General features: G+C 63.7%; 21 protein-coding genes. 16 read left to right on the forward strand and 5 right to left on the reverse strand.

What is annotated here, in order from left to right:
• Positions 1–67: 67 nt before the first annotated feature.
• From NSE01_RS17095 to NSE01_RS17130, 9 genes are all read left to right on the forward strand, one after another.
• Complete coding sequence (locus NSE01_RS17095; RefSeq protein WP_147160861.1) at positions 68–1,225, forward strand: acyl-CoA dehydrogenase family protein; 1,158 nt, start codon at positions 68–70, stop codon at positions 1,223–1,225.
• Positions 1,226–1,242: 17 nt separating this feature from the next.
• Positions 1,243–1,374, forward strand: coding sequence for a hypothetical protein (locus NSE01_RS21900; protein ID WP_281289530.1), 132 nt, complete (start codon positions 1,243–1,245; stop codon positions 1,372–1,374).
• Between the two features lie 13 nt (positions 1,375–1,387).
• Positions 1,388–2,152 carry an SDR family NAD(P)-dependent oxidoreductase gene (locus NSE01_RS17100; protein ID WP_147160862.1) on the forward strand — a complete coding sequence of 255 codons (765 nt, stop codon included), beginning with the start codon at positions 1,388–1,390 and terminating at the stop codon, positions 2,150–2,152.
• 28 nt (positions 2,153–2,180) lie between these two features.
• Positions 2,181–2,399 carry a hypothetical protein gene (locus tag NSE01_RS17105; protein WP_170233884.1) on the forward strand — a complete coding sequence of 73 codons (219 nt, stop codon included), beginning with the start codon at positions 2,181–2,183 and terminating at the stop codon, positions 2,397–2,399.
• A gap of 226 nt (positions 2,400–2,625) precedes the next feature.
• A complete protein-coding gene (locus NSE01_RS17110) occupies positions 2,626–5,094 on the forward strand; it encodes a TonB-dependent receptor (RefSeq protein ID WP_147160864.1) in 2,469 nt (822 codons plus the stop codon).
• A 99-nt stretch (positions 5,095–5,193) separates the two neighbouring features.
• Positions 5,194–5,571: an EthD domain-containing protein gene (locus tag NSE01_RS17115; RefSeq protein ID WP_147160865.1), complete on the forward strand. Its 378-nt coding sequence runs from the start codon at positions 5,194–5,196 to the stop codon at positions 5,569–5,571.
• Positions 5,572–5,631: 60 nt separating this feature from the next.
• Positions 5,632–5,871, forward strand: a complete 240-nt coding sequence (locus tag NSE01_RS17120) for a hypothetical protein (protein WP_147160866.1) — start codon at positions 5,632–5,634, stop codon at positions 5,869–5,871.
• A 1-nt stretch (position 5,872) separates the two neighbouring features.
• Positions 5,873–6,439 carry a hypothetical protein gene (locus tag NSE01_RS17125; RefSeq protein ID WP_147160867.1) on the forward strand — a complete coding sequence of 189 codons (567 nt, stop codon included), beginning with the start codon at positions 5,873–5,875 and terminating at the stop codon, positions 6,437–6,439.
• Between the two features lie 45 nt (positions 6,440–6,484).
• Positions 6,485–7,300: a sulfotransferase family protein gene (locus NSE01_RS17130; RefSeq protein WP_147160868.1), complete on the forward strand. Its 816-nt coding sequence runs from the start codon at positions 6,485–6,487 to the stop codon at positions 7,298–7,300.
• Positions 7,301–7,310: 10 nt separating this feature from the next.
• Here the strand turns inward: NSE01_RS17130 and NSE01_RS17135 are convergent, their stop codons facing one another.
• Complete coding sequence (locus NSE01_RS17135) at positions 7,311–8,543, reverse strand: cytochrome P450 (RefSeq protein ID WP_147160869.1); 1,233 nt, start codon at positions 8,541–8,543, stop codon at positions 7,311–7,313.
• Positions 8,544–8,784: 241 nt separating this feature from the next.
• On the opposite strand from NSE01_RS17135, the gene NSE01_RS17140 reads away from it, so the two are divergent.
• Positions 8,785–9,528 (forward strand): SDR family oxidoreductase, encoded by a 744-nt coding sequence (locus NSE01_RS17140; RefSeq protein WP_147160870.1) that lies wholly within the window; start codon positions 8,785–8,787, stop codon positions 9,526–9,528.
• A gap of 72 nt (positions 9,529–9,600) precedes the next feature.
• Here NSE01_RS17140 and NSE01_RS17145 read toward each other — a convergent pair whose 3' ends face one another.
• The 4 genes from NSE01_RS17145 to NSE01_RS17160 form a co-directional block, all read right to left on the reverse strand.
• Positions 9,601–10,998 (reverse strand): PepSY-associated TM helix domain-containing protein, encoded by a 1,398-nt coding sequence (locus tag NSE01_RS17145; RefSeq protein ID WP_147160871.1) that lies wholly within the window; start codon positions 10,996–10,998, stop codon positions 9,601–9,603.
• Between the two features lie 2 nt (positions 10,999–11,000).
• On the reverse strand, positions 11,001–13,343 hold the full coding sequence (locus NSE01_RS17150; protein ID WP_147160872.1) for a TonB-dependent receptor: 2,343 nt from the start codon (positions 13,341–13,343) through the stop codon (positions 11,001–11,003).
• 90 nt (positions 13,344–13,433) lie between these two features.
• Entirely contained in the window at positions 13,434–13,826 is a 393-nt protein-coding gene (locus tag NSE01_RS17155; protein ID WP_147160873.1) for a DUF2946 family protein, read from the reverse strand.
• A gap of 116 nt (positions 13,827–13,942) precedes the next feature.
• Positions 13,943–14,689: a DUF1499 domain-containing protein gene (locus tag NSE01_RS17160; protein WP_147160874.1), complete on the reverse strand. Its 747-nt coding sequence runs from the start codon at positions 14,687–14,689 to the stop codon at positions 13,943–13,945.
• Positions 14,690–14,813: 124 nt separating this feature from the next.
• Here NSE01_RS17160 and NSE01_RS17165 point away from each other — a divergent pair, with 124 nt between their 5' ends.
• The 6 genes from NSE01_RS17165 (at position 14,814) to NSE01_RS17190 (ending at position 22,340) form a co-directional block, all read left to right on the forward strand.
• On the forward strand, positions 14,814–15,977 hold the full coding sequence (locus tag NSE01_RS17165; RefSeq protein WP_170233885.1) for an FAD-dependent oxidoreductase: 1,164 nt from the start codon (positions 14,814–14,816) through the stop codon (positions 15,975–15,977).
• A complete protein-coding gene (gene nrtS, locus NSE01_RS17170; RefSeq protein WP_218033297.1) occupies positions 15,974–16,192 on the forward strand; it encodes a nitrate/nitrite transporter NrtS in 219 nt (72 codons plus the stop codon). The genes NSE01_RS17165 and nrtS overlap by 4 nt, the downstream gene beginning before the upstream one ends.
• Positions 16,193–16,795 carry a sigma-70 family RNA polymerase sigma factor gene (locus NSE01_RS17175; RefSeq protein WP_147160875.1) on the forward strand — a complete coding sequence of 201 codons (603 nt, stop codon included), beginning with the start codon at positions 16,193–16,195 and terminating at the stop codon, positions 16,793–16,795. It abuts the gene before it with no gap.
• Between the two features lie 2 nt (positions 16,796–16,797).
• Entirely contained in the window at positions 16,798–16,989 is a 192-nt protein-coding gene (locus NSE01_RS17180) for an anti-sigma factor family protein (RefSeq protein WP_246135263.1), read from the forward strand.
• Positions 16,990–17,046: 57 nt separating this feature from the next.
• On the forward strand, positions 17,047–19,197 hold the full coding sequence (locus NSE01_RS17185) for a dihydrolipoyl dehydrogenase family protein (RefSeq protein WP_147160876.1): 2,151 nt from the start codon (positions 17,047–17,049) through the stop codon (positions 19,195–19,197).
• Between the two features lie 95 nt (positions 19,198–19,292).
• The gene (locus NSE01_RS17190; RefSeq protein ID WP_147160877.1) at positions 19,293–22,340 is read left to right on the forward strand and encodes a TonB-dependent receptor; all 3,048 of its coding nucleotides are present in this window, start codon (positions 19,293–19,295) and stop codon (positions 22,338–22,340) included.
• Positions 22,341–22,361: the final 21 nt, after the last annotated feature.

Below are 22,361 nucleotides of genomic sequence, written 5' to 3' on the forward strand. Positions count from 1 at the left end.
TTCTCTCCACTGTCAGGCCTTGCAAGGCGGGGGTCTTCCCGCATTCAAGCCATCGGGACAGCATCACGTGCCAGCCATTGACGTACCGCAGCCTGCCTTCATGGAAGACGACGAACTGCGCCTGTTCGCGGATGCAGTCGATCAGTTCCTGCGCAAATGGGCCGGGCCCGCCCAGACTGCGGCATGGCGTGATGAAGGCATGGTGCCGCGGGCGCTCTGGCGCGAAGCTGGCGAGGCGGGGCTGCTCGGCGCTTCGCTGCCGGCTGAATACGGCGGCAGCGGCGGCGATTTCCGCTTCGATGTCGTGGTGATGCAGGCGCTTGGCCGCCACAACGCGCTGAACTTTGCGGTTCCGCTCCATGCGGCGGTGATCGCGCCCTATATCGCGCAGTATGGCACCGAGGCGCAGCGGCGACGCTACTTGCCGTCTGCCGCGAGCGGGGAACGCATTCTCGCCATTGCGATGACCGAACCCGCTGCCGGGTCGGACTTGCAGGGCATGAAGACCACCGCCCGGCGCGAGGGCGATCACTATGTCATCAACGGTCAGAAGACCTTCATCTCGAACGGCCTCGTCGCCGAGACGGTGATCGTGGCCGCCAAGACCGATCCGGCAGCGAGGGCCAAGGGCATCTCGCTGTTCATCGTCGATACCGATACGCCCGGTTTCGCGCGCGGTCCGGCGCTGCACAAGCTCGGGCAGGGCGGACGCGATACCGCTGAACTGTTCTTCTCGGACATGGTGGTGCCGGTCGATTGCCTGCTTGGCCGCGAAGGCGGGGGCTTTGCCATGCTGATGGACAAGCTGCCGCAAGAGCGGCTGGTGATCGCCTGGCAGGCAATGGCGATGATCGAGGCCGCGCTCGAAACGACGGTTGCCTATGTCAAGCAGCGCAGAGCCTTCGGCAAGGCGCTGTTCGACTTTCAGAACACGCAGTTCAAGCTTGCAGAGTGCAAGACGCAGGCGACCATCGCCAAGGTCTTCCTCCACGATTGCACCGAAAAGCTGCTGCAAGGCCGGCTCGACGCCGCAACCGCCTCGATGGCCAAGTACTGGATCACCGAGGCGCAGGCGAAGATCATCGATGAGTGCCTGCAGCTGCACGGGGGCTACGGCTACATGGCCGAATACCCGATCTCCGACATGTACCGCGATGCCCGCGGCTACCGCATCTATGGCGGCACCAATGAAATCATGAAGTTGCTGATCGCGCGGTCGATCTAGCGCGTGGAGGATCCGAAATGGCCGAACCCCTTATCATCGATGCTGTCCGCAAGCCCATGGCCCGGGGCAAGCCGGGTGGCCGCTACGGGCTCCAGACGATGTGCGAGGCCGGCGGCATGGCCAACGCGGCGATCATTGAACGCCTGTAGAAGGAGAGAGCAAGTGGAGATTAACGGAATTGGTGCGCTGGTGACCGGCGGAGCATCGGGGCTGGGCCGGGCCAGCGCGGAGCGGCTCGCACGATTGGGTGCCAAAGTCACTATCGTCGATTTGCCGACCTCGCGCGGCGAGGAGGTGGCACGCGAGATCGGCGGCGGCGTCCAGTTCGTGGCAGCCGATATCACCGACGCAGCGGCAATGCAGGCGGCGGTTGACGCAGCGATCGCACAGGCGCCGCTGAGGGCAGTGGTGCACTGTGCAGGTCGGGGCCACACCATGCGGGTGATCGACCGCGAGGGGAATCCGGGCTCGCTGGAGCATTTCGAGGGCGTGATCCGCACCAACCTGATCGGTAGCTTCAACGTCCTGCGGCTGGCGGCAGCGGCGATGGCCCGCAACGAGCCGTTGGATGGTGATCGCGGGGTCGTGATCATGACGGCTTCGGTCGCGGCATATGAGGGGCAGATCGGGCAGATCCCTTATGCGTCCTCCAAGGCTGGCATTGTCGGCATGACGATCGTGGCGGCACGCGATCTGGCGAGCAAGGCGATCCGGGTCTGCACCATCGCGCCCGGTCTGTTCGATACGCCGCTGCTGGCGCGATTGTCCGAAGAGGTGAAAGCCTCGCTCGCGAAATCGGTGCCGCATCCACCACGGCTGGGGACGCCGGCCGAGTATGCCCTCATGGCGACGCAGATCATCGAGAACCCGTTGCTCAACGGCGAGACGATCCGGCTCGATGGAGCGCTGCGCATGGCGCCGCGCTGACGGGCTCTCAAATCGGGAGGAAACGGCCTTGGGCAGCTTGCAGGGAAAAGTGATCGCCATCAGTGGCGGCGCGCGCGGGATGGGCGCTGCCGAGGCGCGGTTGTTCGTGGCCGAAGGCGCACAAGTGATGATCGGCGATATCCGTGAGGCCGAAGGCAGGGCGCTGCTGGTGCGGTTCCTGATCTCGGACGAAAGCGCATACATCTCTGGCGCTGACCATTCCATCGACGGGGCCTCAACCGTTTGACGGCGAACTCTGCTGCCCATTCTTGCCTATGGCTGTCATGATCCAATGGAGAGCAGCGTAAAAACCCCGACAAATGCACGATGTTTCGCGCAGGTGCAGAAAGGGGCAAGGTCTGATGCGCCCCCAATCATGGAGTGCGGCCTGCGTTAAGATAATAAACTTCCCAAGCATGGTGCGGCGACCGGACGAAACCGGTCGCTGTTAGATATCAGGGGGAGAGGTCTCAATGACCGTTTGCAGCACAAAGACAAAGCGCGGCCTTTTGACCGGCACTTGCATCGCGGTTCTGGCAGCACTGCCCGGCGCCGCGTTTGCCGAAGCCGCGACGACACCTGCCGCAACGGCAACCGAGACCGGCGGCATTCAGGATATCGTGGTGACGGCGCGCAAGCGGTCGGAGAATGTCCAGACGATCCCGGTTTCGATCCGCGCGGTCGATGCCGCGATGATCCAGCGGCAGGATATCACCGGCCTTGAAAAACTGGCCGCCAAGGCGCCCGAACTCATCATCGCGCGCTCGTCCAATGGCTCGGGCGCTTCGCTTACGATCCGCGGCGTCGGTTCGAACTTCTCGAGCGTCGGTGTCGAGCAATCGGTCGCCGTGATCGTCGACGGTGCCTACTATGGGCATGGCCGCACGATCGACGAAGGCTTCTTTGATCTCGCGCGGGTCGAAGTGCTCAAGGGGCCGCAGGCGCTGTTCTTCGGCAAGAACGCGACCGCTGGCGTGGTCTCGATCACCACTGCCGATCCCGGCAATTCGTTCGAAGGCATGGCGCGCATCGGCTACGAATTCCGCTCGAAGTCGCTCTACGGCGAAGTCATGGCGTCCGGGCCCGTCAGTTCGACACTGGGTATCCGCTTGGCCGTGCGCGGTTCCAACATGTTCGGTGGCTACACCAAGAACCTTGCCACCAATGCCTTCTACAACACGCTCGATATCGCGACCGGCGCGACAGCAGCGCTGCTGGCTACACCGGCGGACCGCGACCAGCCCGGCACTAAGGACCTGATCGGCCGCCTCACGCTGAAGTGGGCGCCGACCGAGAACCTCACCGATACGCTCAAGGTCAGCGGCACGCACAGCCGCGGCGGCGCTTCTGGTTTCAGCACGATCCTGGGCTGCGCCGGGCCGACCGGTCAGCGCAATCCCAATCTGGTGTGCGGTGCCAAGTTCACGACCTACTTCAACAACCTGCCGAAGGAATACAAGGGCGCGACGGGCATCAAGGACAACGAGCTTTACAGCGACTACGATTCCTTCGCGATCAACAACACCTTCAACTACAAGCTCTCCGACGACGTGACCTTCACGACGGTTACCAACTACAACAAGAACAAGGTCCGCTATCTGCAGGACTACGGCCAGCAGAGCGACGCTGGCGTGTGGGCGGCGATCAATTCGAACTTCAAGGCTTTCTCCAATGAATCCCGCATCCTGACCTCGTTCGATGGTCCGGTGAACATCATGGTGGGCGCCTACTATCAGACCACCGAACGCGAACATGACGAGTTCGTCAACTTCATCGGCCTGATCAACAGTGCAGCGGCACCCGGAGACAAGTACCTGGCGTTCACCAAGTTCTCGCACACCCATGGCGAGACGATCTCGGGCTTCGGTCAGGCGATCTGGAAAGTGATGCCCAACCTCGAGTTTGCGGGCGGCGTTCGCTATATTCATGAAACCAAGCGGTCGAGCTTCTTTCAGCCCTACGTGAACCCGGCCCTTGCCGGCCTGTTCACGCCGCAGACCAGCGATCCTGCGACCACGCTCCGCGTCAACCAGACGTTCGACAACTGGTCTCCTGAGGCGACGCTGACCTGGCGGCCCACCCCGAACGTGACGGTCTACGGTGCCTACAAGACAGGCTACAAGTCGGGCGGTTTCTCCAACAGCGGCATCCTTTCACCTGCTGACCCGCGCGGCGATGGCATGTCGTTCGGTCCGGAATCGGCCAAGGGCTTTGAAGGTGGGGTCAAGACGACCCTGTTCGATCGTCAGCTGCGCTTCAACCTCGGCTTGTACACGTATACCTACAGCGGCCTGCAGGTCGATTACTTCGATCCGCTCTCGATCCGCTACATCACCCGCAACGCCGGTTCCTCGCGCACGCGCGGCGTCGAGCTTGAGCTTGAGTACGTGCCGCGCGCTGTGGACGGACTTACGCTGCGCGGCACGCTGAATTACAACCGCTCGCGCTATGTCAATTTCCTCGCGCCGTGCTGGCAGGGGCAGTCGATCGGGCAAGGCTGCGTGCTGCAGCCGCTTCCAGGGCAGGCAGGCAACCAGCTGCTGCAGGAACTGGGCGGGGTGGCGACAGCGAACGCACCGCGGTGGACGGGCTCGGCAGGCGCCGAGTACGATGTTCCGGTTTCGGGTGACATCCAGCTTGGTCTCAGTGCCGATTGGCGCTTCAGCAGCAGCTACAACTCATCGGCCTTTGATTCGCCGAACGGGTTTCAGAAGGCCTATTCGACCATTGATGCTTCGATCCGTCTCCGGTCCGAGAAGGTCGGCTGGGAGTTCGCGGTCATCGGCAAGAACCTGACCAATATCCAGTACAAGACCGGCGTGTTCGATATCACCGGCACGGGCAGCGGCACGGGCACGGTGACTGGCGGCAAGCAGTCCGACACGTTCCTCCTCACCCAGCTGCCGCGGACTGTGCAGGTACAGGTTACCTACCGGTTCTGAGGCTGCGTCATGGCCGGTTGGTGCGCCCTTGCACTGGCCGGCCACTGACGGGGCACCTTTCAGCCGCGGTGCCGTGGCTCATGGGGAGGGCGACTGGCCATGAAGGTCATGATCCTGCTGAAGCGCAAGGCCGGCATGAGCCATGCCGATTTCGTGGATCACTACGAAAACAGCCATGTCGTGCTGGCCCATCGCTATCTCGGCCATCTCTTCGTCGACTATCGCAGAAACTACCCGCTGCCGGTTCTGGAACAGGTCGGTGAGGAGCCCAACCCCGCAGTCGCCGACAGTCCGTTCGATGCGATCACCGAAATCTGGCTGGAAGACCATGCAGCATGGCTCGAAATGCAGCGGATCATCGCTGACCCGGTGATCGGCAAGATCTTCATGGATGATGAGGAGCATTTCCTCGACCGCCCATCGCTGCGGATCTTTCCCTGCCATGAAGTCCATTCGCAAGCCGAGCGGGCTTCCTAATGAACGGTGTTGCGGGGCCGGGCGGCAGCAGGAGCCATTGGAGCCTTTGGGAGGCCTGCGATGCAGGCGCCTGAAGTGGACGGTTTCTTCACGCAAGCTGCGCTCACCGATCCCTTGCCGATGCTCGCCCAAGCGCGCCAGCACGACCCGGTGTTCCGTTCGCGCATGGCCGACGGTCAGGAAGGTTTTGTCGTAACGCGCTACGAGGACATCAAGGCAGTCTATGCCAAGCGCCGCGAACCGCATGTTCTGGCGCACGCCTTCAAAGCGGTCCGCATCCGCTTCGATCCTGTGCATTGATATGGCCAGCGCTTCCGCCGAGAGACTGCTGAGCGGGCAAGCATGGAGCGACTTCTGCGACGTGCTCAAGATTGCCGGGCAGACCGTCGAGCGGTTTGATGATCTTGACGAACTCGACCGCACCGAGTGGTTCCGCTGCCTGTCCCGCTACACCCGCGGGATGCTGGAACGCTACGTTGAGGCCGGCGATCGGAGTAGGCTGGAACTCGTCGAGATGGCGTGGCGGCATTCGATCAACTGCACTTCGCCGATGCAGGACCAGCTGTTTGCCGAGTTCGACCCGGAGCATGAGTACCGGCTGTTCGGCAACCGGCGTGACTGTCCCTACATCGTGTTCATGGCGTGGACGCACCGCCAACCGAATGACTACGGGGCTCGCAATTGGGCGGAGGCCGGGCTTGAGGGGCTCAAGCAGTTTGATCCTGCCTGGCTTCCCGCCGTGGGCACTTTGCTCAGCGATGATGTCCATTGGATGACGTGGCCAAGATCTATCTCGACGACCTCGACAAGCCGGTGCGCAACGCGGTGGAAGAGGAGGCCTATCGCTCAGGCAGTCCGGTCGAGATGACGGCCGAGGAGGTGCTCGCCGCCGCGGCGCAGCGCACCGGCCTTGATGATCGCGGGCCTGCCGCGTTCGGGTACGACACACCTCGTCAACATGCTTGCGGCAGACCCCCGGCTGCGATCTTCGCAGCTCTGGGAGATGTGCTTCCCGTTCCCACTGCCCGGCGAACAGCCCGGTCCGATCGAGCAAAGCCCGCGCTTCGAGATGACGAAGGAGATGTGGAAGAACAACAATGTGGTGCTGCCCTACATGGCGGCGATACATGAAATGCACCCCGACCATGTCCATGAGAACATCGAGTTCCAGGGCATGGATTTTAGTTCCTACCAGATCGAATGGCGTGCCCGAGTACCGCGCTGGAGCCACTATTACTTCGCCCACGACCAGACGCCGCACTATGCCTACGAGAAGAAGATGATGCAGGCGCTGACCTGGATGCGCGGGCCCAATCGCTGGCTGACCAAAGCTCCGCCGAACATGGAGAACCTCATCCCGCTGCACACCGTGTTTCCCGATGCGACCATCGTGATCACGCACCGCGATCCTGTGGCGGTGATCCGCTCCTCGCTCACCCTGCTTGCCTACTGGGTGGATGATTTCGCCTCGGTCATTGCCCGCGCGGCTGAGGACGGTGTGACATTCGACATCGTGCAGGAATTTATCGATCCTGAAGGGACGGCCTTCGAGATTTATGTCGAGCGTGCAGGGCAGCCCAATCGGATCCTTGCTCAGCTTATGCTCGCCGGCCCTGTCGCTGCGCTCTACGACGGCGTGCGTGATGCGGCGCTAGGCTGGGACGGTTCAGATCCCATCCGCGACGCGCTGGACCTGCTTGGCGGCGCGCTCGACCTTCACCAAAGCTGAGGCCCGCGCTTCAGGCCGGATCGAGATCGAGCTCGATCCGGTTGGGGCCGTACACGATGAAGTTGGTGAGCCATGAGACACCGGCCTCTCCGCCGCGCAGGCTGAATTTCCGCGTCGTCTGAAGCAGCGTGCCAACTACTGAGCGCAGTTCCGCGCGGGCGATGAGATTGCCGATGCACAAGTGCGGGCCGTGGCCGAACGACAAATGGCGCGAGGCATTGGCGCGGGCGGGATCGAAGCGCTCTGGCTCCGGGAACATCTTCGGATCGCGATTGGCCGCACCATAGCGCAGCATCAGAATCGAGCCTTCCGGAATGGGCGTGCCGCCGACCACGACATCCTTGGTCGCCCGGCGGAACAGGCCTGCAACCGGCGCTTCGTAGCGGAAGACTTCCTCGACGAAGCCATTGATCTTCGAAGGATCGCTGCGGATCCGGTCCTGCAGCGCGGGATCGACCGCGAGGCGATAGATCGCACCGCAAAGGGCGCTGGTAGTGGTGTCATGCGATCCGGCGATGAGGATCGTGAAGATCGAGACGACTTCCTGCCGGGTCAGTTTCTTCCCGTCGACATCGGCATTGACGATATCGCTGAGCAGGCACGGCGCCGGATTGGCAATGTATTCGTCGGCTTTTTTCGAGACGTATTGCTGGAGATCGCAGATCGTACGGGTGATCGCGATCTGCTCTTCCTCGGTGTTGTCCGGATTGGCTTCGGCGACGACAGCATCGGTCCAGGTGCGGAAGAGGTCGAAGTCTTCCGAGGGCAGGCCAAGTTGATCGGCCACCACGAACGAGGGGAGGACGGCTGCGACATCGGTGTAGAAATCGCCGCCTCCCTTTGCGACGTACTCGCTCACCAACCGGGCTACCGTCGTCTGGATAAGATCGTCCATGCGCTTGATCGCAGGCGCATTGAACGCCTTGGCGACGAGCGAGCGGTGGAAGGTGTGCAGCGGCGGATCGGCCACGACGAGCGTGTTGGTGGGAACGAAACCGTGCTCTTCAAACACCGCGTTGATGCGCGCCTGTTCGCTCGATTCCTTGACCAGCAACTGCCCGGTGACGCTGGAGAAGGTCAGCGGATCGGCGCAGATGTCGCGCACCTCGTCATAGCCCAGCACCATGTAGAAGCCGCACGATGCATCGAAGTAGACCGGACCCTGCTCCCTGAGCTGTCGATGCGCCTCATGCGGGCAGCGACGGATATCGAGGTCCAGAAAGCTGATCGCATCGGTGGCCATTGAACTGCTCCTCGGGCGGCATGACTGCTTGCTGATCGGATGATTATGGCAAATCGGATTGCCTGCCTACGAAGCATCCTTGCCTGAACAGGAAGACATTACGGCCTCGTTCACGCGCAGACAGGCGCATGACAGGTCTGGGCAAGGTCAGGCTCACCCAGCGGCATGGTGCGGTGCCGGCTTATCTGGCAGCCTCCGATCAAGCCGGGCGGGTGCCCCGCCGAATATCGGGAGAAGATCGATGGGCCGTGTTGCTGGCAAGATTGCGTTGATAACGGGTGGAGCCTCCGGCCTCGGCGCTGCGGATGCGGCGCTGCTCGCCAGCGAAGGTGCGACGGTCTATCTTACGGACGTCGATACCGCGCTTGGGCAATCGGTGGCAGCATCGATCCCCGGGTCAACCTTCATTGCTCATGACGTCCGCAGCGAAGAGGCCTGGCGCTCTATTATCGAACGTATCCGCAGCGAACATGACCGGCTGGACATTCTCGTCAACAATGCCGGTGTCGTGAACTTCGGAACCATCGAAGAATGCACGTTGGAAAGCTTCCGCTTCGTCAACTCGGTGATGTCTGAAGGCACGTTCCTCGGCTGCCATACTGCCATTCCGCTGATGAAGGCTGGCGGCGGCGGCTCGATCATCAACATGGGCTCGATCGCCGGGATCAAGGGTGTGAGTGCAATCCCGGGCTACTGTGCCGCCAAGGGCGCCATACATGCCCTGACCCGCTGCGTGGCCGTGTACTGCCGCGAGCAGGCCAATGGCATCCGGTGCAACGCCATCGTTGCCGGCTCCATCCGCACGCCCATGACCATGCGGGCACTGGCGGACATGCCCGAAGACAGTCCGAGCTTCGAAGAACTGGAAGGCCACGGCCAGGGCCAGCCGTCCGACGTCGCCAACATGGTGCTCTATCTCGCTTCCGACGAGGCACGGCATGTCAACGGCGCATCGCTCGTCATCGATAACGGGGAAACGGCCTGAAGGTTCAAGGGCAATCAAACCCATCGCCATTCCAGAGGACAACTTCGCGGCGGTCTTCGGTGCGCCAGGCGCCTAACCGGTTTCGGCCTCCGTCATGCGTAGGCCGAGCCAGTTCGCCGCACGCGGGAGACGGCGCAGCACGGCAAACTCGATCACGAGCATGCCCACCATCGAGATCGCCAGCATCGGCAGCAGCGCAGCAAGCGCCAGCACGATCAGCACCACTCCGCCCATGCGTGGAGGCGTGGCGGTTGGGGCAGGTGCACCAAGCCGATCCGCCGGCTTGCGGCGGCGCCATAGGATGAAGCCGGTGACCGACATCGTGACCAGCAGCAGCGCGGTCGCCACCCCGATCAGCTGGTTGGCGAGGCCGAACAGCTGCCCTTCGTGCCAGGCGACGCCGTAGCCAACGACGCGGTCGATCACGTGCTTGCCGGCAAAGTCTTCATGGCTGGTCTCGCGGCCGGTCATGGGGTCAAAGGTGTAGGAGACGCGCTGGGGCCGGTTCTGCGTGTCGGAGCGGACCGACCATTCGCTTTTCGCCTTGCCGCCAAAACGCGGCGCGGTGCCGGGGGGAGAGACGATCACCGGGAACGGAAGGTGGCGGCCCTTCGCCTCCGCCACGATCTCGCTGAGCGAGACGCCCGACATCGCCATCAGCGTCCCGTCCGGCATGCGGTGCGCGCCCATCGGCATCGCGGAAGTGCCCATCGCCATCGCACCATGCTGGTGCTCGGCATGCTCGTCGCCGCCCGCAGGCGCGCCGCCGATTGTCCAGTCCTGCTGGCCCTTTACCCAGCCGAGTTCGGTACGCACCGCCTTGAAGGCGCTGCCCCAGACATCCGCCCAGGGCAGGCCCGTAACGAGGAGCACGAGCGCCAGACCCGAAACCCAGAAACCCGTCACTGCGTGGAGATCGCGCCAGAGGACTTTCCGCCCACTGGCAAGCCGGGGCCAGATGACCCCGGCCGGTCCGCGCCCGGCAGGCCACCACAGGTAGAGCCCGGTCAGGATCATCACGATGGCCCAGCTGGCCGCGAGTTCGACCAGCCAGCTGCCGCGCTTGCCGAGGAAGAGCTGCCCGTGAATATCGTGTGCCACCTGCATCACGCGCCATTCGGGATCGAGCGAGCCGAGCACCTTGCCATCGGGTGAGACGAATACATCGCGCATGGCGTGGTCCGGCAAGGCAAGGTGAACGAGCGCCGCGTCGTTCTCCGCTGCCGGCAGGCGGTAGGAGCTGAAGTGGCTGCCCGGAAAGGCGGCGAGCGCGGCTTTGACCTGCTGATCGGCGGAGACCGTCGTCGCCGCAGGAAGATCGCGCCATGCGCGTTCCTCCCAGGCATCGACTTGCGGCTTGAACAGGTAGACCGCGCCGGTAAGCGCCAGCACTAGCACCATGGGCATGACGAACAGCCCCGCATAGAAATGCCAGCGCCATACCGTGCGATAGAGAAGCGTCCGGTCCATCGTTACAGTCTCCATCCGGCTTCGATCAGAAAGGTGCGCTGGGGATAGGGGTGAAACACCCAGGCGCGATCATTGGTGAGATTGTCCACACCTGCTGAAACGCGCAGCTTCTCGGTCAGCTGCCAGTTGAGCCGCAGATCGAGCGCGAAGAGTTCCGAGGTGAAGCCGAACGTGTCGCCGCGCTGGAGGCCGAACAGGTCGGTATTGGGGCGGCTGGCATAGCGCAGCCCGACCGAGCCTTGCAGCTTGTCGGTCAAATCATAGCGCAAGTTCGCGTTCACCCGCCACTTGGGGATGCGCGGGAACTGCACGCCTTCCGCGGCGAGTGCGGCGGCATTCCGCAGGGTCTTGCTATCGATGTAGGCTGCGTTGAAATCGATGTTCATGCCCTCAAGCGGCCAGTTGTGCGTCTCGGCAATGCCTTCGAAGCCGAACTGGCGGGTAAGGTCGATGTTCTTGAACGAGGATGTGGTGATCCCGTTCTGGTTGAAGCCGACGAACGAGAAGATCGTATTGTCCACCCGCTGGAAGAAGGCTGAACCGGTGAGCTTCACCCACCCGAAATCATGCGCAACGACAAGGTTGGCGTCCTTGCTGCGTTCCGGCTTGAGCGCGGGGTCGAAGCTGTTGGGATTGAAGCTGCCATCGCCGTTGAGGCTGCCCTGAAACAGCTCGCCCACCGTGGGATAGCGCGTCGCCATCGCAAGACTGAGCTGCAAGGAGGTGCCATCGCCGAGCCGGTATTCGAAGCTGAGGCTTCCGTTTACGCCGTCGCTGCTGCGCGCGGCATAGGTATTGGCGACCGGCTGGCCCGCCAGCGGTCCGGTGCCGAGCCGCGCCAGCCCGCCATCGTAGGCACGCCAGTTGTCATAACGCACGCCCGCCGTCACGGTCAGCGCATCAAGGAACACCTGTGCCTCGCCCCAGGCCGAAAGCTGGCGCGTCTTGCCGAAGGTGCGCGAGGCAAAGGTCTGGCCCGCAGCGCTGGTCCAGTCGGCGAGGTTGGTACGGGTCTGATCGGTGCGATAGGCATTGGCGGTGAGGCCGAGTGCAAAGGCGCGGCGGCCGGTCTTGTTTTCCAGCGTCAGATCGCCGGTCCACCAGCCGGTCGGCCCTTGCGCCGCCAGAGTGCCGGCGCCGTTCGTCTTGCCCGCCACGTAGCCGTTCGAGGTGAAGGTTTCGGTGCGCGGAACCTGATAGGTCGAGATGGCGAGCCGAGCGGTCGTGTTGTCCGCGATGTCTGCCGCGAGCTTGAGGCCGGCGAGGTATTCGTCGCGCAGGGTCTTTGACCAATTGGCGCCCGAGGCGGTGTAGCTCTGCCCGCTGATGGAAACGCGCCCTTCGCACACTACATTGCCAGCCGCGTCGCGCAGATAGCAGTCCGGCGCGGTCTGGCTGTCCTCGTTGTGCCAGTAGGCGAAGAGGAACTGCCCGGTCACCGGCCCATTGTCATATCCGATCTTGAGCTTGGCTTGCTCCTGCGTGATCCGCGCGGGTGACTGGGCGGCGAAGTAGGGATTGGATGCGTTGCCCGGCGCGCCGGGAATGCCGGTTCCCGCAGCGGCGGCGCGAACATGCTCGGGATCGACCACAGCGCCGTTCACGGGCGTGCCGCCGGTGCCCGCCACCGGGTTCAGGCCAAGGAACGTCATCGGTTGCCCGGTGTTGCGGAAATAGCGGCCAGTCAGGCGCAGCGACCACGGCCCGCTCTTCTGCTTCAGGCCAATGCCGCCCTCGGCAGAGAACCCGTAGTAGTCGTCCCGCGTCGAGAACTGGCGATAGGGCTGAACGAAGCCTTGCACGGTAGCGAAGGCCTCGGTGCTGTCCGGATCGCGTGTCGTGATATTGACGATGCCGCCCATCGAATTGCCGATGTAGCGCGAGGAGTAGGGACCGTAGACGACATCGAATTGCTTGACTTCGCCGGGACCGACCACGCCCCACTTCGGCGCGAATGAAAAGCTGTTGCCGAGGAAGTTGGAGACGACGAAACCATCGACCATCACCAGCGTGCGCGCGCTCTGGGTTGAGTGCGTGCCGCGGAAGCCGGGCACACCGTTGCTGTCTCCGGAGTAGCGTTTGCGCACGAAGAAGTCGGGCGCGTACTTCATCAGGTCTTCGGTGTTGAAGGCGTTGACCGCCTCCAGTTGTTCGGCGCCAAGGCTGACGGCGAGGCCGCGCGGGGCGATCTCGATCGGGGCATCGCGCTGACCGACAACGAGGATGGAGGACTCGGGGAGGCTGGAGGAATCCGGCGCCTCGGCGGCTGGAATGGTCGTGTCCTGCGCCCGGGCGGGCACAGCGAGGCTCAGCGCAAGGCCGAGCGCAATCAGGGAAGTCTTCATGGAACGGGTATCCGGTATGGCCCGCACGCCGGAACGCGCGCGGTGCGATCTGTCAGGTGGCCGCGCCAAGGGGCGCAGCCGCTTTGTCTGTCAGATCAGGGCCGGTGGTCCGCGCAGGGGCGGACGGATGTAGGGTATGCCTGCCAGTGCCGGAATGCGGATGGGCGCAAATCCGAGCAGGAGCAGGAAGGCAATCGCCAGCGCCACGAACGCCGGAAGCCCCGCATCGAGCGAGGCGAACGACAGCGAGGCATAAGGGCAGGTTTCGGCGGGCTTGGCCGTGCCCTCGCTCTTGCCGGGAATGGTGATCTGCTTGGCGAGGTGGTCGCCCGAGGCGTCACCGCAGACGAGGATGGTAAGCGCCTTGCCCTGGCTGCCGATCATGTAACCGGTGGGCACCACAGCCTTGATCACGAGCGCAACCGCGATCAGCAGCATCGCCAGCCGGAAGTGACTGCAAAGATATGCGCGCAAACGCCCCATGGGGGGGCTATAGGCGCAGCCTGTCGGATTGTCACCCTGATGTTGCCCGTTCGCGAACTTGCTTGCAAACGGGCAGGCCCGGCGAAGCGGGCCGCCCCTGACCGGCTGGTAACCCCTCAGGCTGCGCGGAGTGCCGCGAGGAAGGTTCTGATCCGGCGAGCATTGACCCCAAGATCACCGACACCGACCCGGCTGACCGAACGCATGTCGACGCGGGAGGACTTGCCATCGTCCGAAGGCGCGATGCGGATCACCACATCGTCATGGAAGCGGATGTAGGAAACACTCGCGGTTGCCTCGATATGGCCGCGCGCGGGGTCGCTGCTGACGATCTCCCATCCTGCCTCGTTGGCCAGACGCAGGGCGAGGCTGGTTGCCTCCGCAACGGGCTTGGCGATCGTGACCGTCTGCAGGTCAGGATAAGCCGCGCCGTGGATCTTGCGCCAGTTTTCGAGGCTGTCCACGCCAACGAGATTGTCTGCGCGCAGATGGATGGTCTCGAACTGCGGCGGATTGGCGAGATCGGTCGTGATATCGTGGATGGTCGGCGCCGATCCTGCGGCAAACGGCCTGCTGACAATGAAGCCGACGTATACCAGCGAAACAAGAATCGCTGGAATCAGCTTGCCGCCACGCGCTTCCGGGCGCCGGCGTGTGGTGATCAGCGCCGCAAGTCCCAGCAACAATGCGATCAGCGCCACAAGAGCGCCGCCAACGAGTGCGCCGAATCCGGCGAGCTTGGGAATGAGGTCGTATCGCGCGAGGGTCAGCCCGATTACCGCGATGAGGAGCGAGGCCAGTGTGAGAAACACTGTCCAGCGCGCGAGGCGGCTGGAGCCGGGAGCAGGTGCATGTGAAGCCATCGGCGGATATCATCAGGAAACGGGCCTGCGGTCAATGAGGCCGTGCAAGCGTGGCATGTGGTCTGTAAGGTTCTGGAATACTGCGCGACTATGGCTGATCTTCACTGACGGAACTTGCTCGCAAATGCATTCGCAATCGATGAAGCGCGTGGTCTTGGCGGGCGGCGGGCACGCGCATCTGGCCGTGCTGGCGGACTGGGCGCGCAAGCCGCTGCCCGCCGCGCGGCGCTGGCTGGTGACGTCCTCGCGCTACACGGCCTATTCCGGCATGGTTCCCGGCTGGCTGGCAGGTTTCTACAGCGCCGATGATCTGATGATCGATCTTGCGCCGCTGGCAGAACGCGCAGGTGCCGAGTTGGTGCTTGCCGATGTGATCGGCCTTGATGCGGAGAAGCGCAAGCTTGCGCTGTCGACAGGAGAAACTCTGGAATTCGATCTGCTGTCGCTTGCGACCGGAGGCGAAACCGATACTTCTGCGCTCGCTGTTGCCGGTCAGCGGCTGCTCCCGGTGCGGCCCATGTGCGGCTTCATCGCAGAATGGCGCGGCCGGATTGCAACGGACACCGGAAGCCCGCCGCAGGAGATTGTCGTCGTTGGTGGCGGCGCTGCGGGCGTCGAGTTGGCCTTCGCGATCTGCGTTGCCCACCGCCGTGCAGCAGGAATGGGCCGGGTTTCGATCGTTACGCCCGAGGAACGGTTTCTCGCCGGCCATGATGAGCGTGTGCAGGCGCTGGCAAAGTGTGCTCTCCTTGAGCGCGGCATCACCATGCATTTCGCCCATGCAGTCGGCACGGAAGGCGGCTTGCTGCTCTCGAACGGCCGATTCCTGGCGGCTGACTGCATCGTCGCCGCGACAGGCAGCCGCGCGCCGCTATGGCTCGCCCAATCGGGCCTTGCTTGCACGCCGGAGGGTTTCGTCGCGGTCGGGCCGGACATGCGCAGCACCTCGCATGACGCTATCTTTGCTGCGGGCGACATTATCGAGCGTGCCGACCGCCGGCTCGAACGATCGGGGGTCCATGCCGTGAAGGCCGGCCCCGTGCTCGCAGCCAATCTTCGCGCGGCCTTGGGGCAGGGCGCTGTGCAGCGTTACAAGCCGCGCCGCCGCACACTGTATCTCCTGGCGCTCGGCGACCGACGGGCGATCTTTTCGTGGGGGCCGATCGTTGGCACCGGACGATGGGCATGGCGCCTCAAGGATTGGATCGACCGTTCGTTCGTTCGCCGATACACCAGCCACGGAAGCGCCGCACCCGGCGCCACGACCACGCGCCGGGGGAAACCGTGACGACATTGCTGGCCCACATGATGTCGAGACCCGCCGTGACGGGTGCGGTAAAGGTGTCGCTGGTCGTTGGCACGTGCCTCAATGCGATCAATCAGGGATCGGCGATCTGGCACGGTGCCGGGGTGGACTGGCCGCGCTTCGGGCTCAACTATCTCGTGCCGTTTCTCGTCTCCAGTTACAGCGCGGGCAGGGCGCGCCTCGCGGGGAACGGCTGAATGGACCCGACCGTCCGTATCAAGGGCAATGTTGCGAGCGCAACGCCGGAGTTTCTCGCGCAAATGCGCGAGGACATGCTGCGGTTCGCCCGGCTGCAACTGGGCAGCGATGACGAGGCGGAAGATGCGGTGCAGGAAGCGCTCGCGGGTGCTTTACGCAATGCCGCCGATTTTCGCGGTGAAGCTGCCTTGAAGACGTGGATCATCGCGATCCTGAAGAACAAGGTCGCCGATATCCTGCGCAAGCGGCAGCGCCTGCCGCTTGCCGCGAGCCAGATGGCGGCGCCCGATCAGGAAGGCCCTCTGCCTGCGGTGTTCGATCAGCGCGGTATGTGGCACGATGCGGCTCGGCCGGCGCGGTGGAGCGACCCCGAGGCCGATCTGCACACAACGCAGTTCCTCGCGGTCTTCGATGCCTGTCTCAACCGCCTGCCACCGCAGCAGGGACGCGTGTTCATGATGCGCGAAGTTGTGGAACTGGGCACCGAGGAGATCTGTGCCGAGCTTGGCCTGACCATCAACAACGTCCATGTCATCCTGCACCGTGCCCGCCTTGCCTTGCGCGCATGCTTGCAGATCAACTGGTTCCAGGAAGGAGCCTGATCATGCTGAATTGCCATGATGCCACGTTCCTTTTTTCGCAGGGCCGCGAGCGCAAGCTGACCTTTTCGGAGCGAATGAAAGTGCGCATCCACACCAGTATATGCAGTGACTGCACCAACTTCGAGCGCCAGCTTGAGACAATTTCGGGCGCGGCCAAGGCGTTTGCCGCGCACAAGGGTAAAACGGATGACTAGGGCGCATGGCGCCGGCGCCTTTCGGTGTCCGGCCAACCCGTATGCAGGAGCAGGTTTTTGAAACGTCTAGGTATCTTGCTTCTGTTGGTGGCGGTCGTCGCCGCATGGTTTGCGCTCGATCTCGGGCACTATCTCACCTTGGCGACGCTCAAGTCCCAGCAGGCGTGGCTGGCCACGGCTTATCGCGACAACCCGCTCATGGTGATTGGCGCGTTCTTCTTGGTTTACGTGGCCTTCACCGGGGCTTCGATACCCGGTGCGGGTGTGCTCACCCTTGCGGCAGGAGCGATCTTCGGGCTGGCGATCGGGACCTTGCTGGTTTCTTTCGCCTCGACCATCGGGGCGACACTGGCCTTCCTCGCCTCGCGCTATCTTTTTCAAGATGCAGTGCAGGCGCGCTTTGCTGACCGGTTGCGTCCGATCAACGCCGGCATGGCCCGCGACGGTCCGTTCTATCTGTTCACACTGCGACTGGTTCCGGTGGTGCCGTTCTTCGCGATCAACCTGCTGATGGGGCTCACCCCGATCCGCGTCTTCACATTCTTCTGGGTCAGCCAGCTTGGCATGTTCCTCGGCACTGTGGTCTATGTGAACGCTGGCACGCAGCTCGCGCAGATCGACAGCCTGCGTGACATCGCAACGCCGGGGTTGCTGCTCTCGTTTGCTGCGTTGGGCCTCCTGCCATGGGCGGGCAAAGCGATAATGGGCATGATCGTGCGGCGGCGGATCTATGCACGTTGGCAGAAGCCCAAGCAGTTTGACCGCAATCTCGTCGTTATCGGCGCGGGCGCGGCCGGGCTGGTTTCCTCGCTGATCGCTGCCACGGTGAAGGCCAAGGTGACATTGGTGGAAGCCGGCAAGATGGGCGGCGACTGCCTCAACTATGGCTGCGTGCCTTCCAAGGCCCTCATCAAGTCTGCGCGCATTGCCGATGCGATGCGGCGGGCAGACAGTTTCGGCCTTACGCCGATGGAGCCGTCCTTCAGCTTCCCAGAGGTCATGCGCCGGATCCACGCGGTCATTGCCGAGGTGGAGCCGCACGACAGCGTCGAGCGCTATACGGGGCTCGGGGTCGATGTGGTCAAGGGCTATGCCCGCATTGTCGATCCCTGGACCGTCGAAATCGCCCGCGAGGATGGCGCTACGCAGCGCCTGACGACGCGCTCGATTGTCATCGCTGCCGGTGCTGCGCCGCTGGTCCCCGATCTGCCGGGTCTGGAAGGCTCGGGCTATGTGACGAGCGACACGCTGTGGGAGGAGTATGCCAAGCTCGATGAAATGCCGCGCCGCATCGTGATGCTGGGCGGTGGTCCGATCGGCTGCGAGCTTGCGCAGGCCTTCGCGCGGCTGGGCGCCGAAGTGACGCAGGTGGATCGCGGAGAGCGCCTGCTACCGCGCGAGGATGCCGATGTGGCGGATCTCGCCCGTGCAGCACTCGATGCCTCGGGCGTAAAGGTGCTGACCGGCCATGCCGCGCTGCGGATCGAGAACGATGCAGATGGCAAGCGCCTGATCGCGGCGAGTGCGGATGGCGAAGTCGCGATCCCCTTCGATGCGCTGATCCTCGCCGTTGGCCGCAAGGCGCGGCTGACCGGCTATGGTCTTGAGGAGCTCGGGGTCGAGGTGGAGCGTACGGTCGTGACCGACGCTTATCTCGCCACGCTCTATCCGAACATCTACGCAGCGGGTGATGTGGCTGGGCCCTACCAGTTCACCCACGTCGCCGCGCATCAGGCGTGGTATGCCTCGGTCAACGCGCTGTTCGGCCAGTTCCGCCGGTTCAAGGCCGATTACCGGGTGATCCCGTGGACGACCTTCCTCGATCCGGAGATCGCGCGCGTCGGGCTTAACGAGCAGGATGCGCGAGCAGCAGGCGTGGCGCATGAGGTCACGATATTCCCGCTGCACGAACTCGACCGCGCGATTGCCGAGACCGCGAAGGAGGGCTTCGTCAAGGTGCTCACCCCGCCCGGCAAGGATCGCATCCTTGGCGTGACGATCGTTGGCGATCATGCGGGCGAACTGATCGCCGAATATGTGCTGGCGATGAAGCACGGCCTTGGCCTGAACAAGATCCTCGGCACGATCCACACCTACCCGACCATGTCGGAAGCGAACAAGTATGCCGCGGGCGAGTGGAAGAAGAAGCACGCGCCCCAGCGGTTGCTTGCGCTGGTGGGCAAGTATCATGCGTGGCGGCGCGGCTGAGGCAGGCAACCTGTAAGAATTGCCGAGCTTGCAAGACCAATAGGCACCATGTCACGAAACCGCCTATGATCGCGGTGCCTTAGCGGAGATCCCTGTTGCTATCTTTCCCCCGCATTGCCGCTGCATCCAGCATCGCCGCACTCGCGTTTGGCCTTGCCCATCCGGCACTCGCACAGCAGGCCGGCATCCGCATCGCGCTTGTTGACGCAGAAAGTGGCGCACCGGCTGCCGATGTCGCCGTGACGGTTGAAAACTCGGGCATCGGCTACAAGCGCGTTCTGCGCAGCGATGCGCAAGGCATGGTGCAACTCGACGGCCTTTCGACCGCCGGGGATTACCGCGTTTCTGTAGAAGCCTCGGCCGCCTACTCGGCCAGCACGCCGGTAAGCGTCTCGCTGCGTTCGAACTTCGCCAGCAGCGTGACCTTGCCCCTTTCGCCCACAAGCACGGCTGCGATTGTGGTGACCGGCAAGCGCGGCATCACGGGCGTCAACACCGTCAACGCGGAAGTCTCGGCATCGCTCAAGCCTGCCGAGCTGGCCGCGCTGCCGATTGAAGGGCGCGATGTGATCGGTGCGCTGGTGCGCCTGCCCAATGTCGTCGCCTCGACCGGGTTTTTCCCGGAATCGCCGGGGATCTCGATCAACGGTTCGAACGGGCTCGACACGAACTATCTGGTCGATGGGCTCGACAACAACGAGAACTTCCTCGGTGGGCCGAAGTTTCCGGTGCCGCTGGGCTTCACCCGCGATGTGACGGTGCTCGCGAACAGCTATTCGGTGGCTTATGGGCGCACCCCCAACGGGATCGTCAACTACACCTCGCCTTCTGGCAGCAACGACTTCCACGGCGAGGTCTATACACTGGTGCGCCCCGGCCGCCCGCTCGATTCCGCCTCGGCTTATCCGCGCCGTGACCTGACCGGCAATCCCGTTGGCGAGAGCTTCGAGCGCTATCAGGCGGGTGGCAGCATTGGCGGGCCGATCGTCCGGGACAAGACGTTCTTCTACGCCAACTTCGAGTATACCCGTGATCGCAACCTGCAGGTTGTCGATGCTCCGGCGCTGGGCACGGTCGCCAACGTCAGCGGCCGTAATCAGGCCTACCTCGGCTCGATCCGCATCGATCACCGCCTGACCGAGGACTGGACGCTGGGCCTGCGCGCCAACATTGGCCGCGTGACGGTGGACCGGCCCGGCGGCGGGCTCGGCGGCGGCAATGTTACGTTCCCTTCCGCCGGATCGGATCAGGACCGCTTTTCGACGCTGATCGCAGCGACGGCGAGCTATTCCGGCGATGAGTGGAGCTATGACGGCGCGGTGCAGTACAGCAGCTTCCGCTGGAACTATGGCAAGCCCAAAGGCCCCGCCGGTCCGCAAGTCGCGATCCGCGATCCGAGCGGGCTGACGGTCGGCGTCGTCGGCCATCCGGGCTATGTGTTCAATGATTTCGAGCGCACCTGGCAGACCACGCAGCGGCTCCAGCGCAAGCTTGGCAATCACAAGCTCAGCCTTGGTGCCGACCTCATCCACTCTCGGTTCGCCCTGCTCGGTGGCGGCAATCCCGATGGCAACTACACCGTCGATCTGACCTCGGCGCAGCTGGCCGGCCTCGCTAGCAGCGGAAAGGGGCTCGGCCTCACCGCGCAGGATGTCCTTGCGCTCAATCCCGCGATCGCGCCGGGCGGCTATTCGGTCGAACTCAGGCCGCAGTCCTTCGGCACCGGGCAGACGCTGGTTGCTGCCTATGTCGAGGATGAATGGCAGCTCAGCCCCAAGCTGACGGCCACGCTGGGCCTGCGCTGGGACTACGACAGCCTGACGGCCAAGGGCGGGAAGGGCGGTGATTACAACAATTTCGCCCCGCGCTTTTCGCTCAACTACCGCCCGGATTCCCGCTCGGCGCTGCGCTTTGGCGCGGGCATCTTCACGGGCAAGCTGACGTATTCGGTGATCTCCGATGCGCTCCAGAGGAACACGACCTCGCCGGGGTTCCTGGCGCAGCTGAACCAGCTCAAGGCGGCCGGGATCATTCCCAAGGACAGCGATCTCGCCAAGGTGACCTTCGACGGAAACCTCACCGTCTCGCCGAACTGCACCACGGTTTCCGCCTGCCCGACCCCGGCGCAGGTGCAGGCGTTGCGCGGCACGGCGACGCTGGGGGAGGGGCGGATCCTCAATCCCGCCGGGTATCAAAGCCCGTGGAGCCTGCAACTGAGCGGCGGCTACCAGTTCCAGGCGAGCGACACGCTAACGCTGAGCATCGATGCGATCTACAGTCGCACGCATAACCTTGCGCGCCTGCGCGATCTCAACGCACCAGCGCCGTTTACGCCCAATCTGGCAAACCTCACCGATGCCAATATCGCACTGCTGAGGAACCAGCCCGACAACGCCGCGCGCTTCGCGCTGGCGCAGTCGCTGGGGCTGGTGCGCAGCCAGGCCGCTGCCGACGCGACACGGCCCGTGGCACTGATTGCAGGGGGCGCGCGGCAGATCACGGTTTCGGAAACGGCGGGAACTGCCGAGTACAAGGCCCTGATCCTGCAGGCAAACAAGGCGCGCGGCAGCGATTTCTATGCGTTCCGCCTGTCGTACACGCTCTCCAGCCTCAAGAACAACACCGACGACATCAACTTCCGCGCGTCCAATTCCAATGATTTCAGCACCGAATGGGGCCCATCCGCCAACGATCGGCGCCATGTCATTTCCGCGGTCGGCTACCTCTATCCGCTGGAGGGGCTGACCTTCACCATGGCGGGGCTGTTCCAATCGGGCCAGCCGGTCAATCTGGTGCCTGACGCGCGGATCTTCGGAACGCAGGACCTCAACGGCGACGGCGCCTCGTTCGGCGAGAACTACGTCGGCAATTCGGATCGCTATCCGGGGGCGAAGCGCAACTCGGCGCGGTTGCCGTGGTCGGCGACGGTCGATCTCGGCCTGCGGTATGCGCTGCCAGCCTTTGCCGGAAAGCTTGAGCTGAGCGCCGACGTGTTCAACCTGTTCAACGCCAACAACCAGTCCGGGTTTGCCAACGCTGCGACCACCTCCAACCAGATCCAGTTCGGCGGCGGCGCACCCTTCGTGCAGCGCAATGCCGGGCCGCCGCGCCAGTTCCAGTTCGGCGCGGCGTGGAAGTTCTGATACCAGTCAGTCAACGGGCAT

The sequence above is a fragment of the Novosphingobium sediminis genome (assembly GCF_007991615.1).
Taxonomy (GTDB): domain Bacteria; phylum Pseudomonadota; class Alphaproteobacteria; order Sphingomonadales; family Sphingomonadaceae; genus Novosphingobium; species Novosphingobium sediminis.

Bases quoted from the DNA above. Each gene is read 5' to 3' on its own strand.
- NSE01_RS21900 (WP_281289530.1), top strand. From the start codon at position 1,243: ATGGCCGAACCCCTTATCATCGATGCTGTCCGCAAGCCCATGGCCCGG.
- NSE01_RS17110 (WP_147160864.1), top strand. From the start codon at position 2,626: ATGACCGTTTGCAGCACAAAGACAAAGCGCGGCCTTTTGACCGGCACT.
- NSE01_RS17115 (WP_147160865.1), top strand. From the start codon at position 5,194: ATGAAGGTCATGATCCTGCTGAAGCGCAAGGCCGGCATGAGCCATGCC.
- NSE01_RS17120 (WP_147160866.1), top strand. From the start codon at position 5,632: ATGCAGGCGCCTGAAGTGGACGGTTTCTTCACGCAAGCTGCGCTCACC.
- NSE01_RS17125 (WP_147160867.1), top strand. From the start codon at position 5,873: ATGGCCAGCGCTTCCGCCGAGAGACTGCTGAGCGGGCAAGCATGGAGC.
- NSE01_RS17130 (WP_147160868.1), top strand. From the start codon at position 6,485: ATGATCGCGGGCCTGCCGCGTTCGGGTACGACACACCTCGTCAACATG.
- NSE01_RS17135 (WP_147160869.1), bottom strand. From the start codon at position 8,543: ATGGCCACCGATGCGATCAGCTTTCTGGACCTCGATATCCGTCGCTGC.
- NSE01_RS17140 (WP_147160870.1), top strand. From the start codon at position 8,785: ATGGGCCGTGTTGCTGGCAAGATTGCGTTGATAACGGGTGGAGCCTCC.
- NSE01_RS17145 (WP_147160871.1), bottom strand. From the start codon at position 10,998: ATGGACCGGACGCTTCTCTATCGCACGGTATGGCGCTGGCATTTCTAT.
- NSE01_RS17150 (WP_147160872.1), bottom strand. From the start codon at position 13,343: ATGAAGACTTCCCTGATTGCGCTCGGCCTTGCGCTGAGCCTCGCTGTG.
- NSE01_RS17155 (WP_147160873.1), bottom strand. From the start codon at position 13,826: ATGGGGCGTTTGCGCGCATATCTTTGCAGTCACTTCCGGCTGGCGATG.
- NSE01_RS17160 (WP_147160874.1), bottom strand. From the start codon at position 14,689: ATGGCTTCACATGCACCTGCTCCCGGCTCCAGCCGCCTCGCGCGCTGG.
- NSE01_RS17165 (WP_170233885.1), top strand. From the start codon at position 14,814: ATGCATTCGCAATCGATGAAGCGCGTGGTCTTGGCGGGCGGCGGGCAC.
- NSE01_RS17175 (WP_147160875.1), top strand. From the start codon at position 16,193: ATGGACCCGACCGTCCGTATCAAGGGCAATGTTGCGAGCGCAACGCCG.
- NSE01_RS17180 (WP_246135263.1), top strand. From the start codon at position 16,798: ATGCTGAATTGCCATGATGCCACGTTCCTTTTTTCGCAGGGCCGCGAG.